We start from the raw sequence: 13,014 nt of genomic DNA, 5'->3' as shown, positions 1-13,014 counted from the left end.
GCCCGCGGGCTACCGCGTTGCCTCGATCGCCTGTACGAGGTCGGCGACGATATCGGCCGGGTCCTCCAGCCCCACCGAGATCCGCAGCAGGTTCGCGTGCGGCTTGGCCGTGGCCTCGACCGGCCGGTGGGTCAGGCCGGCCGGGTGCTGGATGAGCGTGTCGATGCCGCCGAGGGAGACGGCGTGGGTGATCATGCCGACGGCGGCCGGGATCCGCTCGGCGTGCTCGGCGCTGGCGAGCTCGAAGGCCATGAGCGATCCCGGCCCGGACATCTGCGTGCCCACGAGGCCCTGCGGGTCGCATTCGGCCAGTCCCGGATAGTAGACCCGCCTCACGAGCCCGTGCCCTGCCAGGGCCACCGCGACTTTTTCGGCGCTGGCCTGCTGGGCGCGGACCCGGACCGGGAGCGTTGCCAGGCCGCGGTGCAGCAGGTAGGCCGGCCACGGGGTCAGGATGCCGCCGGTCACGGCCCGGATCTGGCGCAGGCGCACCGCCCATTCAGAGCCGGCGGCCACCACGCCGCCCATGGCGTCCCCGTGGCCGCCCAGGAACTTCGTGGCACTGTGCAGCACCATGGCCGCGCCGTGCTTGAAGGGTTGCTGCAGCACCGGGCTGGCGAAGGTGTTGTCCACCAGGAGCGGCACGCCGTCGGCGGCGGCGGCCACGCGGGTGATGTCCACCAGCTCGAGGGTCGGGTTGGCCGGCGTCTCCAGGATCACCAGGCCGGTGTCCGGGCGCAGGGCGGCGCCGACGCCCTCCGGCGTCGTGAAGGTGACCTCGTTGCCCAGGACGCCGGAGGCCAAAAGGTAGTCGCTGCCTCCGTAGAGCGGACGGACGGCGACGACGTGCTTCTTGCCCGCGGCCACAACCGCCAGGAGCACGGCGCTCAGCGCCGCCATGCCGGTGGCAAAGGCGACAGACTCGGGCGCGCCTTCCAGGACGGCGACGCCCTCTTCGAAGCGTGCCACCGTGGGGTTCCACAGCCGCTGATAGACCGTGCTTTGCCCCTCCACATGTGAGCCGCCGGTGGCCATGTGCTCGTAGGCAAGGCCTCCGTCGTGCACGGACGGCAGGGGCGCCGTCGTGGACAGATCGATAGGCACCGCGTGGACGCCCAGTTCCGTGAGCCCGCTCCGGCCTGCGTGGACCGCCAATGAATCTTGAGAAAGCACCCTAGCTCCTTACGAATATTCACCATTGAATTCCGCAAGTATCTGGCAATAATTCGCGCTTTTGTAGGGGTTCTGAATGGAACTGTCGGATAACGCCGTTTATGATGAACGGAGAACACTACTAGGAGGATCCGTGAGCAGCACTGCGAAGAATGTTCGGCCGGGGGCCAGCGAGCCGCTGGACGCGATCGACGAGCGCCTGCTCGCTGCCCTCGTCGCGGACGCCCGCATCTCGAACAAACAGCTGGCAGAGCTCGTGGGGATCGCGCCGTCGACCGCGCTGATGCGCACCCGCGCCCTGTCCGAGCGCGGCATCATCGAAGGCTTCGAGGCCAACCTGAGCCTGTCCGCGATCGGGCGTTCGGTCCAGGCCCTCATTGCGGTCCGGCTCCGCGCCCATGACCGGGAGCAGATCGACCGCTTCACTGCCCGGGTGCCCAAACTGCCGGCAGTGCTCTCGACCTTCCACACATCCGGGTCAGTGGACTACCTGCTGCACATCGCCGTCGCCACCACTGAGGACCTCCGGGACTGGGTTCTGGACAACCTGGCCACCGACCCCGTGGTGGGCCACACCGAAACCACGCTGGTCTTCGACCACATCCAGGGCAACCACGGTCCGCTGCCCTAGCGGGCCCCGCCGGTGCAGCTAGACGCAGTGCAGTTAGACCCGGCTCCGCACCGGACCCGCCGGGGCCCTTAGACCCGGCGCAGGGCGCTCCGCAGCGTAACGGCCGCCAGCGTCAGCGCGGCGGCGGCGCACACCGTGACGAAGCCGGCGACGGCGCTCTGCAGCCCGACGATCCCCGCCGCGAGCCCCAACCCGATCACCGGGAAGGCGCTGCCAAGGTACGTGATGACATAGACGGTGCTGATGATCTGGGCGTGCCGGGCGGCTTCCACCCTGCCGGCAACGTCGTTGAACACGGTCCGGAAGGCCACGCCCTGCCCCACGCCGGCTGTGATGCTGGCCAGAATCAGCAGCCAGGGGCTGCTCCAGGCGGCGGCCGCGGCGATCAGCAGGACGGAGACGCCCAGGACGGCCAGTCCGGCGGACACGGCAAACCGTCCGCGGATGGCCAGCAGCTGGCTCAGGGCTGAGGACCCCAGCGTCAGGCCCGCCAGCAGGCCGATCAGCGGCCGCGAATCGGCGTGGACAATCTGGGCGAAATAGCCGGGGGCGAGCGAGAGGCAGAAGCCAAAGACGGTGAAGCTCAGGAAGCCCACGGAGGAGGCCAGCCAGAAGGCGCCGCGCGCGTCGCTGGAGACCGAGGGCCGCCGCGGCGCCAGGACCCGCAGGGTCTGGGGACCGGCGTGCAGGCTGATGGCGGGCCGCGCCTTGAGCAGGTAGAGGGGCACCAGCACGGCGGCGAGGACGATGGAGTGCAGGTAGTACGGCGTCGACGTCGGGCCCGGCAGGAGGGACAGCATTCCGCCGATTGCGGGACCGGCCGCCACGCCGCCGGCCGAGGCCAGGAGCGTGAACCGCGAGGCCCACTCCGGCCGGCTGGGCAGCAGCTCGCGCAGGGCAGCCGAGCTGGCCCCGGTGGCGAGCGCCACGGCGACGCCCTGCAGGGCGCGCCCGGCGGAGAGCGCCACGAGGCTGCCCGCGGTGGCGAAGACAAAGCCGCCGGCCAGGCCCACCAGGACTGCCAGCACGAGGGCGGCGCGGCGGCCGATATGGTCGGACCAGTGGCCGGCCAGGACGAGGGTGGCCACCAGCGCCAGGACGTAGGCCGAGAACGCCACCGTGACATCGAGCGCCGTAATTCCGAGTTTTGCCTGCAGCAGCGGGTACAGCGGCGTCGCCAGATTGGCGCCGACGAGCAGCGTGAAGATCACGACCCCGGCCATCACGAGTCGTGCGGTGGTGGAGGCGTCCCAGCCCCAGCGGTCAGCTGTGGCCGGGCGCATGCGGAGTTCGCTGAAGACAGTCATGGCCGTGCCCTTGCAAAGTGCAGGGCCGGGCTTTCCCTGTTGTGGGGGAACCGCCCGGCCCGGTTGAAAGATTGGTATGTACAGAATGCAATACCAGTGATCTGCATGGCCAAAATCTGTGTCAAAATTGAGCAAAACAGTCATTCTCGGGCTGTTGAAGTGAACCGGAGTGATGATTTGAACAGTCTGGACCCCACCGACCTGAAGATCCTGCTGGAGCTGATCCGGGATCCGCGGATCCAGATCGGCGAGCTCAGTGACGCCTTGGGCATCGCCCGGAACACCGCCCAGTCGCGCGTGCGGCGCATGCTGCGCTCGGGCGTCCTGCACGACGGCGGCCGTGAAATCGATCTGGAGGCGGTGGGGTACGACGTCGTCGCGTTCGTGACGATCGAGGTCAACCACCGGGAGCTCGACGGCGTCGTAGGGGCCCTGCGGCTGATCGCCCAGGTCCTGGAAGTCCATGAGATCTCGGGGCGCGGCGACGTCTGGTGCCGGGTGGTGGCGACGGATACGCACAATCTCCAGGCGGCCCTCCGGTCGATCCTTCGGGTCAAGGGAGTCATCCGCACCGAGACCGTCCTGGCGCTGCACACCCATATCCCCTACCGAACGGAGCCGCTGATCAGCCGGCTCGCGCAAGGCAGCGCACTGACGCCCGGCCGGTCCGCGTCGCGACGGGCCGGCTCCGCCGAATTCCAGGTGAACAAAGGATAATGTCCCGGTGACTATCATCGACAACGCCGTCTACGTTGACGGCATCCGCAGCGCCGAGCCGCGGAACCTCGAGCAGACTTTCGAGACCCTGACCGAGCACGGGGGTATGGCCTGGATCGGCCTGTACCGGCCGACCTCTGCGGAAATGGCGGCCGTGGCGGCCGAATTCAACCTGCACGGGCTGGCGGTGGAGGACGCGATCTCTGCCCATCAGCGCCCCAAACTCGAACGCTACGACGACAACCTGTTCACTGTGCTCCGGCCCGCCCGGTACCTGGACGAGACCGAGACCGTGGAATTCGGCGAACTCCACGTCTTCACGGGGCGCAACTTCGTGGTCACCGTCAGGCACGCCGAGACGAAAGTCGTGGGCAAGGTCCGGCGCCGGATGGAGGGCCGGCCCGATCTGCTCCGCCACGGGCCCGAGGCCGTCCTGTACGCACTCATGGACCAGGTGGTGGATGACTACGGTCCCGTGGTGGCCGGGCTGGAAAACGACATCGACGAGATCGAGGACCAGCTCTTCAGCGGCGACCCCCTGGTGTCCAGGCGGATCTACGAACTCGCCCGGGAAGTCATCCATTTCCAGCGCGCCATCCACCCGCTCCCGGCCATGATGCAACAGCTCCGGCGGGGCTTCGAGAAGTACCGGGTGGACACGGAACTGCAGCACAGCCTGCGCGACGTCGAGGACCACGTGGAGCGGCTGATTTCCCGCGCCGATTCGTTCCGTGACCTGTTGCAGAATGCGCTCACCCTGGACGGAACCCTGACCGCCAACCGCCAGAACGAGGCCAGCGCGGAACAAAACGAGCAGGTCAAGAAGATCTCGTCCTGGGCGGCGATCTTCTTCGCGCCGACATTTGTGGCCGGACTGTATGGCATGAACTTCGACCATATGCCGGAGCTGCACTGGACCCTTGGCTACCCGATGGCAATCGCGCTCATGGCCGGCACGGCGGCGCTGATGTACGCCATATTCAAGAAGAAGGGCTGGCTCTAGCCAGCGGCGCGGCGGTTCCGGACCTGGACCATGAGCCGGCGGAACGCCAGGACGAAGACCACCTCGATCAGCACCATCAGCCCGAGCAGCAGCCACTTCCCGCTGCTGATGAAAACGATGGCCCCGGTGAGGACCAGAATGCTCCCCAGCGCCAGGGAGTAGACGGCAAATCCGAGGGCTACCCGGGCACTGCGGACGCCCGTGCGGAAGCCGAAGCCCTGCGGTTCCCCACCGGGGTACCCGGCAACCCGGTCCGGACCGGCGGGCTGGAGTTTATCGAACTCTTCCCAGGGGTCGCGGTCCTGCTGCTGATTGGTCATGTTCTTATTATCCCGCGGACCGGATCATCACGCCGCTGAGACCGATCCGATGTGAGTCGGTGGAAGATTCTCGTACCGTCACATTTTCGTGCTGTCACGACGACGGGGCCCGGACCAGTGGTCCGGGCCCCGTCATTGCAGACCTGTTGGCTACTTGTCGTGGCCATGCCCGCGAGAGTCGCCGTGCTCGCGCGAGTCGCCCTGCTCGTTGGACTTGCCGGTGTGTTCGCTTCCGCGCCCGGCCGGCGCGGCACGGTGTTCAGCGGCATTGGCCTGGCCGGCGGCGCGGTGTTCAGCGGCGTTTTGGTGCGCCCAAACGCTATTGCCGTTCGATACGTGGGACCCGTCGGCTTCCGGCGCGTCGGCGGAGTCCTGCGAATCATCTTCTGCAGGTGCCGGGGACTCCGGAACAACGGGTGCCGGTGCTGCGGGGGCTTCCGGGGCCGGAGCGGGGGCAACAGGCTCCTGCGCGTCCGGGCCCTCTTCGGCGCCCTGATCGTCCGCGCCCTGGTCTTCCGCACCCTGGTCTTCCGCGCCCTGATCAACGGTGCCCGCGGCTGTGCCCTGATCATCCGCGCCTTGATCATCCGCACCCTGATCGTCCGACTCCTGGTCATCCGACTCAACCGGTTCGCCGGATTCAGACGGTTCGCCGGGTTCGGACGATTCTTGATCAGCGGCTTCCTGGTCGTCCACTCCCGGCGTCTCCGACTCGGCCGGATCGGCCGAGTCGGCCGGATCGGCCGAGTCGGCCGGATCGGCCGAGTCGGCCGGATCGGCCGAGTCGGCCGGTTCAGAGGTTGCCGTGTCCGTCGCCGTCGTGGTCGACGTCGGGTCGGCCGGGAGATTGGCGGTCGCGGTGGCGGCCGCCGCGCCGGCGCCGCCAGTGATGACGACGGAGGCGACTACTACTGCCTTGCCGGTAGTGCCCAGCGCACTGAGCCAGCCGATGATTCCTGCCACGGGAGATTCCTTTCAAAGCGGTTAAGAGACCGCTGCCGTCCCCCCGGTCGGCAGCCAGCGCCACATTACCGCCCGCAACAGAACAATGGTCGGCCCTTCAGCCGTTTAGGCCACATCCTGAGCCAATGCTGATCAAACCCTGAGCCTCGGGGCGATCGTCACGCGGCTCTAGGCGGCGCGCACGTCGACCTCGCCGGGTTCCGCTCCGTCGCTGCCGAAGACCAGGTGCCGGTTGGCGACTTTCTCGCTGAAGAAGCGGTCGTGGCTGACCACGACGACGGCCCCGGGGAAGTGGAGCAGTGCCCGCTCCATGACCTGGGTGCTGGACATGTCCAGATGGTTGGTGGGCTCATCAAGCAGCAGCACCGAGGCCCCGGACAGCAGGCACTGGGCCATGGCGACGCGGGCCTTCTGTCCGCCGGAAAGGTTCCCGATCTTCTGTTTGAGATCGGCCTCCGAGAACTGGAACATGGCGAGAAACCTGTTGACGGACTTCTTCGTGGCGCTGAAGGCCAGGCTGTCCGGCAGCGCGTTGACCGCGTGCGAGACGGTGTCGGCGTCGTCGAGCTCTTCCAGCATTTTGTTGTAGGAAACAAAACCCGGCCCCTTCGCCCAGACCACTTCACCGGAATCCGTCGGTTCCTCCCCGGTCAGCACTTTCAGCAGCGTGGACTTGCCGCTGCCGTTGGAGCCCAGGACCACAATCCTGTTGCCGCGGCGGATCTCGAAGCTCAGGTCCTCGAACAAGACCTTGTCGCCGTAGGACTTGCCCAGCCCTTCGACCCGGCAGAGGACATCCTTCACGTGCAGCCCGCCGTAGATCTCGGTGACGATCTGGTCCACCGGACGGGGTGTCCGCGCTTTCTTGATCTTGGCCAGCTGGTTCCCCAACCCGCGGCTGGCGGCTTTGGCGGCCTCGCGGCGGTCGGCGATGCCCTCCGCTTCAAAGGCCAGGAGCTCGGACTCATGGACGAACTGCGCCTCGAGCGTTTTGAGCCGGAACTGCTTCTGGACCACGTACTCGGCGAAGTTTCCCGGGTATTCGTGCAGATGGAAGTTTTCCACTTCGATGATCCGGGTGACCACCGCATCGAGGAACTTCCTGTCGTGCGAGACGATGATCGCGGCGCCGCGGTAGTCGCGGAACCAGTTTTCGAGCCATTCGACGCCGGCCACGTCGAGGTAGTTGGTGGGTTCATCGAGCAGCAGGACGTCCGGACCCTCCAGCAGGATCTTGGCCAGGGCGGCGCGGTTGCGCCACCCGCCGGAGAGTTCGTCAATCGCGCACGTGCGGTGGGCGTCGCTGAACCCCAACGTGGTCAGGACTGTGTCGATGCGCCGCTTGTAATCCCACCCGTCGAGGCGGTCCATGTCCTCGAAGAGTTCGGCCTGGCGCCGGATCAGCCGGTCGAGCTCGGCGCCGGCGGGGTCCGCCGCAATAGCGGTGTCGATGGCCGCCAGCTCTGCCTCGGCAGCTTTGATCTCGACGAACAGTCCGTCAAGGACCTCAAGGATGGTTGCCTCGCCGTCGAGCTCGGAAAACTGGGAGAAGTACCCCACCCGGGTTCCCTGCTCCACAGTGACCGTTCCTGCGTCCGGGGAGACCTGGTCCAGGATGAGCTTGAGGATGGACGTCTTGCCGGAGCCGTTTTTGCCGATCAGGCCCACCCGGTCCCCGGGCTCCAGACGGAAGAACGCCTCGCGGAGGATCTGTGTGTTGTCGAAGCGGACGCTGACGTCGTGCAGCCGGATCAGGCTCACTGCTGCGCGAGACGGTTGCGGACGATTTCGCTAACGGCCTTGCCGTCAAAACGTCCGGCCACCGTGGCGGTGACGGGCTTCATCACTGCCCCCAGCTGACGCATGGACAGCTCGACGCCGTCGGCCTTGAGCGCCGCGATGGCCTCGTCCACGATCGTCTCGACTTCCGCCGCGGTCAGAGGCTTGGGCAGGTAGGCCTCGATCACCTCGGCCTCGGCGATCTCGGCGGCGGCACGCTCGGCTTCGCCGGCCTCGGTGTAGATGCGGGCCGTGTCGCGGCGCTTGGCGGCTTCCTTTTGCAGGAGTGCGGTCACCTGTGCGTCGTCCAGCACGATCGGCGTCTTACCCGACTTCTCCCGGGTTTCGATCTCGCCCAGGACGTTGCGCACGGTGGTCAGGGCAACCTTGTTGCGGTCCTTCATGTGGTTCACGACGTCGGCGTGCAGGCGTTCTTTCAGGGTGGTCATAGTTCTCCTCGTGTTGTTAACAAGGCTAGCGGCAGAACCCGTTGGCCCCGATCGCCGAGATGATCCGCTGGGCGTCGTCGTCCGAGAGGGCGGGGACGTCCCCGCTGAACTCCGCCTTTGCGGCGGCGATGAGCTGGTCCGCCGTCGATTGCCCCACCAGGCGGCCGCACAGGCGGCGGGCCTTGTCGACTGCCTGGTCGCCTGGCAGGCGGGGGTTGATCTTGGCGAGCGAGGCCAGGAGCGCTTCCCGCTGGGCCTGGTCAGGCTTGGGCAGCGACGCCGGCAGGCCCGCCGTTGGGGTCCCGGCGGACGGCTCGGGGCTCGGGGAGGCGGAGCAGGCCGCGGTCAGCAGAACAGAGAGCAGGGTCAGTGCGATCGCGGTGGTGTTCTTCATCGGTGGTGGCCTTGTCTGCACTGGATGTCCATCTGGGATGCCTGCGCTTGATTCGGTTGCCATGCCGCTGTTACTAGGTTGGGTTTTGCCGCGCGGATTGCTGCGCCGGCGCGGCCACGGCGCCGATCACGCAGGTTCACACCATCTCATGAAAACTCTTTTTGCCCCCACCCGGGGTCGCCGGCAATGCGACACGTTGCGGCTGTTCCAAATGGCGAGAGACTGGCGTAGCGTGACCCTCGTCACATCCGGTTGAGGATTGGTATCGGCCCGCTTCGCTTCGGAAGAAGGAATCCATGGATCGCCGGACTTTTCTCGCTGCAATGGCGGCTGCCCTGGCTGCGGCCGGGGCCAGTTCCGCTGCCACACCCCCTGGGCCGGGTCCGGCCCCCTCCACGCCATCCCTTGCCCGTACGGCCACCTCTGCCTCCCGGGCTCTCAAAGGCGCAGCCCACGGCGGAGATGATGCGCTGGCATTGAGACAAATCCGGAGTCTGAACGCCAACTGGTACTACTCCTGGGGATCCGCGTATACCGTCACGACCAACCCGGCCTTTGTCCCGATGGTGTGGAGCGCGAATGCTTTGCTCCGAAAGGACGCCCTTGGCGACGTGGCCAGGCAACTTCCCCAGACGAGGACCAAACACCTCCTCGCTTTCAACGAGCCGGACCACCCGGGCCAGGCCAGCATGTCCGTCGATGAGGCCATCCGGTTGTGGCCCCACCTTCAGTCCACCGGCCTGCGTCTGGGGTCTCCGGCCACGGTCGGTGTCAGGAGCCCGTGGCTGGACCACTTCATGGCCAGGGCGCGGGAGGCGAACCTCCGCATCGACTTCATGACGATGCATCACTACGGCCCGCCGAACCCAGAGAGTTTCCTCGCAAGAGTCTGGTACCTGCATCACCGGTATGGAAGGCCGGTCTGGGTTACCGAATTTGCGGTTGCGGACTGGCAGGCAACCCCGGCACGCCCCTCCCGGTACACCACCCGCGAGACCGCCCACTTCATGCAGGCTGCGGTCGCCGGCATGCGAGTGATGCCCTTCGTCGAACGGTTTGCGTGGAAAACCAGGGAACCCAGTGACCCCGTCATGGGCCCGTCAGCCCTCTATCAAACGAACGGCGGGCTGACCTCACTGGGCCGGCTGTACGCTTCGCTGTGACTGCCCGTCGAGAGTCGGAGGGAGACCCGCCGCTACTTGTCCGTGCTGTTCGGCCCATCCCTTCGGGTGGGAAGCACGAGGAGTGCGTCACCGACGGGACGTTCCGCGCCGCCCGAGGGGATATTCAGAACAGCCCCTCCGGCAACTGCTGTTGTCGAACCGCCACCGTCCAGGTTAATCGCCTGGACCATGCCAAGGGACGCGGCGACGTCGGCCTCTTCCTTCAGGCTTAGGCCCAGTGAGGCCGTCGAGCGTCCATCGGCTGTCACCAGCATGGTTCTCCCTTGGGCATCGGTGCCGGCGAAAGTCCGCGGGTTTCGCTTGTGGACCCAGCCGTAGTAGAAGCTGTTCCCGTCATTGGGGTGGACCATGCCGTCACGCTTGGCGGTGACCACTGCCTTGCCGTTCTTGACCAGCAGCGGGCCGCCGTTGACGACGGTGGTGGCCCTGTCCGTGGAGAAGGACCTTCCGTCCTGGTCGAGCAGACCGGTGTTAATTTTCAGCTTGGCGCCCACCGTGGCGATTGTCCGCAGCCGTGCGACGTTGGTCCCGGTTGCCTGGACGGTGCGTCCGCCGGCAGGAACGGCCGTGCCGCGTGTCCCGGCAATTGCGGTGACGGTGCCGTGGCTGTCCACCGCCACTTCAAGGCCCGGACCGGCCGGGGTGGACGGCCCGAATTCAGGCGTGAAGGCCACGAGTTCGTTGGCGTTCGTGCAGGTGACGTCGTGGAGTGCGAGCGGGGTGGGCAGGCCGTTGGCGCCGCCGCAGTTGCGGATCAGGCCCGGCACCCGGTCAGTGCCGTCCAGAGCCGCCGAACCGGAAGCGGAGGAGACGGAACCGGCCCAGGTCAGCCGCTGAATGCTGGTGCTGTTCTTCTTGCCGTCGATGACCAGGGCCGGGCGGTCCGCGACTGGTTCGCTGAGGGTCTTGCCGCCGTAGACGCCGACCCCGGCGGGGTCACCTTCGGCGCCGGCTGCCGGGTCGAAGACGAAGTAGCCCGCGTTGACGGCGGCGATGGCGCTGGCGTCAGCAGCGAGCTGGCTGGTGGTCTCCGGTTTTTCCAGGTCCGGGCCGAAGGAGCCGGCGAGCCGGCCCGTGAAGGTCTTGGGATCGATGGTGATGACCTCCAGGTTCCAGGGCCCGCGAGTGTTCGTGCTGGCGTCGGCGTCGCCGTCCCAACCCGTATAGATCACGGAGGAGGCAAACCCGGCCGCCTTGATCTGCGCGACCACCGGGTTGCCATCGGCCTTGGCGGCGAGGTGACCGGCACGGACCCGGTACCCCAGATCCCCGCCGGCGTCGGCCAGCTGCGGGGACTGGACATGTTCGACGCGGGCATCGACCCCTGCCGCATCGAGTTTGTCGGCGATGTGCTGCGCTGTGGCCTGGCTGGAGAGCGCCGAGGCTGGGGCGTCAGGATCCGGTGAATCCGAGGGTATGGCCACTTCGGCTGTCCAGAACAATGACGGGTCTGCTCCGCCGCGGCTGATCTTTGTCCGGGTAACGCCCGGGGCGAGGGCGGTCACCGTCCGGTTCTCGGGCAGGTCGGCGGGGCCAAGGTCGAGGTGGGCGCCCTGGGCCGCTCCGGTGTCACCTTTCTGGCTGCCTTCCGCATGAGTCGGGCCGACGGGGCTGAGGAGCGCTGAACAGACGGCGAGAACAAGGCCGCCGGTCAGGGCGCCGCGGTGCTGTAGGGAGGCTTTCATCCGTCCACCGTAGACAAGCCGCCATGCCGATTCCGCCTGTTTCACGCGGCGTTGGGCACCTGTTGGCCGAACCTTCGCAGGACGTTTACCGATGCCGCGGCGACCGGTCGGGAGCACCGAACCACCCCGCACCCGCCGTGCCGCCGCACCGCACCTGCCTTGCCGCCTGCCACTGTCCGGCCCGCGGCTTAGGCTGGTCGCATGCCACCAACGCCTGCCCCGTCTCCGGTCCCGGTTGAAGTCCTCGTCCCGCCAGGTACGGCCGAGTGGTGGCAGATCGTTGCCGCACTTGCCCCGGTTGCGGTACTCGTTGCTGCAGCCGTGGGAGCGTTCATGGCCTGGCGGACGCTGCGCCAGAAGGCCGTCGCCGACGACCGGGCGGAGTGGTGGAAACGGACCCAGTGGGCGCTGGACCGTGCCCTGGATGAGGACCGGGACAGCAAGGCCCTGGGGCTGGCAGCGCTGGATGTGCTCGCCCGCAGCGAGTTGGCCCGCGACGAGGAGCTCGAGCTCCTGGACATCGCGTGGGAGTCCGTGAACGGGGCCGAGGAGAGCACCGGCAGCGGGCAGCACGTCTCTGCGAAGTTTTCCGGCTCTGCGGCCGTCTCGCAGCACCGGGTTCAGGTCACCGCCGCCAGACTGCGCGTCAGACTCGACGAGCGGCTCGGCCGCACAACGCCTCCCGGCACCGCGGCCCTGGCCAAGGAAGCGCCCTAGCCGCGGTTGGCCCTGTCCATGAGTGGGAGCACCATGATGACGGCCGCGCAGACGCACCCGGCGCCGCACAGGGGGCAGAGGTAGCCGACCGCCCTCTGGTCGTCCGCCCAGAAGGCGGGGATCGTGGCCACCTGCGCAAAGCCGGCCCGCTCCAGCATCCCCAGGGAAGAATGCTGTGGATCGGCCGAGACCCAGGACGCCGACACGACGTCGTGGCAGCCGCGGGCCTTCAGAAAGTCCAGGCAGGCCGCGAGCACGGTCGAGCCGACGCCCATCCCCCTGGCTGCGGGTGCGACGACAATGGACTTCAGCTCCCCGACCCGGCGCCCGACCAGGCCGGCGTCGACCCCAGGAAAGCGCAGGCGGTCCTGCAGTACGGCGCGTGACGCCTGGTCCAGGACGCGGGCGGTCCCCGCGCCCAGGAGCTCACCGCCCCTGCCGCGGGCGCGGATGAGGACTCCCCCGCCCTCGGCTGTCAGTTCCGCCAGAGCTGATGGCTGGATGAAACCGGAGCCGAGGGACTCGTTGAGGAGGGCGGCTGTTTCTCTGGCCACGGCGGACCCTGGTGCCCCGACGTGCAAGGTTACGTTCGACGCCGGCCGGGTCACGATCCCTGTGGCTGCCATGTTGCTCCTCTTCCCGGACGGGCTAGTCTGGCCTCCCGGACCACGCCCGCATGCGGCGGGACCGGG

Annotated in this window: 14 protein-coding genes; 5 read left to right on the top strand and 9 right to left on the bottom strand. The window is 67.6% G+C overall.

Annotated features, from left to right (window positions below; translation table 11 throughout):
- Nucleotides 1-9 precede the first annotated feature (9 nt).
- Nucleotides 10-1,173, bottom strand: coding sequence for a trans-sulfuration enzyme family protein (locus tag C560_RS0107005; RefSeq protein WP_026537643.1), 1,164 nt, complete (start codon nucleotides 1,171-1,173; stop codon nucleotides 10-12).
- 133 nt (nucleotides 1,174-1,306) lie between these two features.
- On the opposite strand from C560_RS0107005, the gene C560_RS0107000 reads away from it, so the two are divergent.
- Complete coding sequence (locus C560_RS0107000; protein WP_018773770.1) at nucleotides 1,307-1,804, top strand: Lrp/AsnC family transcriptional regulator; 498 nt, start codon at nucleotides 1,307-1,309, stop codon at nucleotides 1,802-1,804.
- Between the two features lie 68 nt (nucleotides 1,805-1,872).
- Here the strand turns inward: C560_RS0107000 and C560_RS0106995 are convergent, their stop codons facing one another.
- Entirely contained in the window at nucleotides 1,873-3,111 is a 1,239-nt protein-coding gene (locus C560_RS0106995) for an MFS transporter (RefSeq protein ID WP_026537642.1), read from the bottom strand.
- Between the two features lie 177 nt (nucleotides 3,112-3,288).
- Here C560_RS0106995 and C560_RS0106990 point away from each other — a divergent pair, with 177 nt between their 5' ends.
- Together C560_RS0106990 and corA are read left to right on the top strand one after the other, a co-directional pair.
- Entirely contained in the window at nucleotides 3,289-3,828 is a 540-nt protein-coding gene (locus C560_RS0106990; protein ID WP_026537641.1) for an Lrp/AsnC family transcriptional regulator, read from the top strand.
- A 7-nt stretch (nucleotides 3,829-3,835) separates the two neighbouring features.
- Complete coding sequence (gene corA, locus C560_RS0106985) at nucleotides 3,836-4,831, top strand: magnesium/cobalt transporter CorA (protein WP_026537640.1); 996 nt, start codon at nucleotides 3,836-3,838, stop codon at nucleotides 4,829-4,831.
- Here corA and C560_RS0106980 read toward each other — a convergent pair.
- The 5 genes from C560_RS0106980 to C560_RS0106960 form a co-directional block, all read right to left on the bottom strand.
- Complete coding sequence (locus C560_RS0106980) at nucleotides 4,828-5,151, bottom strand: hypothetical protein (protein ID WP_018773766.1); 324 nt, start codon at nucleotides 5,149-5,151, stop codon at nucleotides 4,828-4,830. The two genes, corA and C560_RS0106980, sit on opposite strands and share 4 nt — an antisense overlap.
- 150 nt (nucleotides 5,152-5,301) lie before the next feature.
- The gene (locus C560_RS23315) at nucleotides 5,302-6,114 is read right to left on the bottom strand and encodes a hypothetical protein (RefSeq protein WP_026537639.1); all 813 of its coding nucleotides are present in this window, start codon (nucleotides 6,112-6,114) and stop codon (nucleotides 5,302-5,304) included.
- A 168-nt stretch (nucleotides 6,115-6,282) separates the two neighbouring features.
- Nucleotides 6,283-7,875, bottom strand: coding sequence for an ABC-F family ATP-binding cassette domain-containing protein (locus C560_RS0106970; RefSeq protein ID WP_026537638.1), 1,593 nt, complete (start codon nucleotides 7,873-7,875; stop codon nucleotides 6,283-6,285).
- Nucleotides 7,872-8,342, bottom strand: coding sequence for a GatB/YqeY domain-containing protein (locus C560_RS0106965; RefSeq protein ID WP_026537637.1), 471 nt, complete (start codon nucleotides 8,340-8,342; stop codon nucleotides 7,872-7,874). Before C560_RS0106965 ends, C560_RS0106970 begins: the two co-directional genes overlap by 4 nt.
- Nucleotides 8,343-8,367: 25 nt before the next feature.
- Complete coding sequence (locus C560_RS0106960) at nucleotides 8,368-8,736, bottom strand: hypothetical protein (RefSeq protein ID WP_026537636.1); 369 nt, start codon at nucleotides 8,734-8,736, stop codon at nucleotides 8,368-8,370.
- 476 nt (nucleotides 8,737-9,212) lie between these two features.
- Here C560_RS0106960 and C560_RS21375 point away from each other — a divergent pair, with 476 nt between their 5' ends.
- The gene (locus tag C560_RS21375; protein ID WP_051533039.1) at nucleotides 9,213-9,899 is read left to right on the top strand and encodes a glycosyl hydrolase; all 687 of its coding nucleotides are present in this window, start codon (nucleotides 9,213-9,215) and stop codon (nucleotides 9,897-9,899) included.
- Between the two features lie 32 nt (nucleotides 9,900-9,931).
- Here C560_RS21375 and C560_RS0106950 read toward each other — a convergent pair whose 3' ends face one another.
- Nucleotides 9,932-11,605, bottom strand: a complete 1,674-nt coding sequence (locus C560_RS0106950) for a phosphodiester glycosidase family protein (RefSeq protein ID WP_026537635.1) — start codon at nucleotides 11,603-11,605, stop codon at nucleotides 9,932-9,934.
- A gap of 201 nt (nucleotides 11,606-11,806) precedes the next feature.
- On the opposite strand from C560_RS0106950, the gene C560_RS22970 reads away from it, so the two are divergent.
- Nucleotides 11,807-12,322 carry a hypothetical protein gene (locus C560_RS22970; protein ID WP_197026122.1) on the top strand — a complete coding sequence of 172 codons (516 nt, stop codon included), beginning with the start codon at nucleotides 11,807-11,809 and terminating at the stop codon, nucleotides 12,320-12,322.
- On the opposite strand, the gene C560_RS0106935 is transcribed toward C560_RS22970, so the two are convergent.
- Nucleotides 12,319-12,948 carry a GNAT family N-acetyltransferase gene (locus tag C560_RS0106935; protein ID WP_026537633.1) on the bottom strand — a complete coding sequence of 210 codons (630 nt, stop codon included), beginning with the start codon at nucleotides 12,946-12,948 and terminating at the stop codon, nucleotides 12,319-12,321. The two genes, C560_RS22970 and C560_RS0106935, sit on opposite strands and share 4 nt — an antisense overlap.
- Nucleotides 12,949-13,014 lie beyond the last annotated feature (66 nt).

The sequence above is a fragment of the Arthrobacter sp. 9MFCol3.1 genome (genome assembly GCF_000620385.1).
GTDB lineage: Bacteria > Actinomycetota > Actinomycetes > Actinomycetales > Micrococcaceae > Arthrobacter.
The sequence above is the reverse complement of the archived record's forward strand: the minus strand, read 5'-3'. Positions and strand labels throughout refer to the sequence as shown.

Bases quoted from the DNA above. Each gene is read 5' to 3' on its own strand.
- C560_RS0106995 (WP_026537642.1), bottom strand. From the start codon at position 3,111: ATGACTGTCTTCAGCGAACTCCGCATGCGCCCGGCCACAGCTGACCGC.
- C560_RS0106980 (WP_018773766.1), bottom strand. From the start codon at position 5,151: ATGACCAATCAGCAGCAGGACCGCGACCCCTGGGAAGAGTTCGATAAA.
- C560_RS0106965 (WP_026537637.1), bottom strand. From the start codon at position 8,342: ATGACCACCCTGAAAGAACGCCTGCACGCCGACGTCGTGAACCACATG.
- C560_RS0106960 (WP_026537636.1), bottom strand. From the start codon at position 8,736: ATGAAGAACACCACCGCGATCGCACTGACCCTGCTCTCTGTTCTGCTG.
- C560_RS0106950 (WP_026537635.1), bottom strand. From the start codon at position 11,605: ATGAAAGCCTCCCTACAGCACCGCGGCGCCCTGACCGGCGGCCTTGTT.
- C560_RS22970 (WP_197026122.1), top strand. From the start codon at position 11,807: ATGCCACCAACGCCTGCCCCGTCTCCGGTCCCGGTTGAAGTCCTCGTC.
- C560_RS0106935 (WP_026537633.1), bottom strand. From the start codon at position 12,948: ATGGCAGCCACAGGGATCGTGACCCGGCCGGCGTCGAACGTAACCTTG.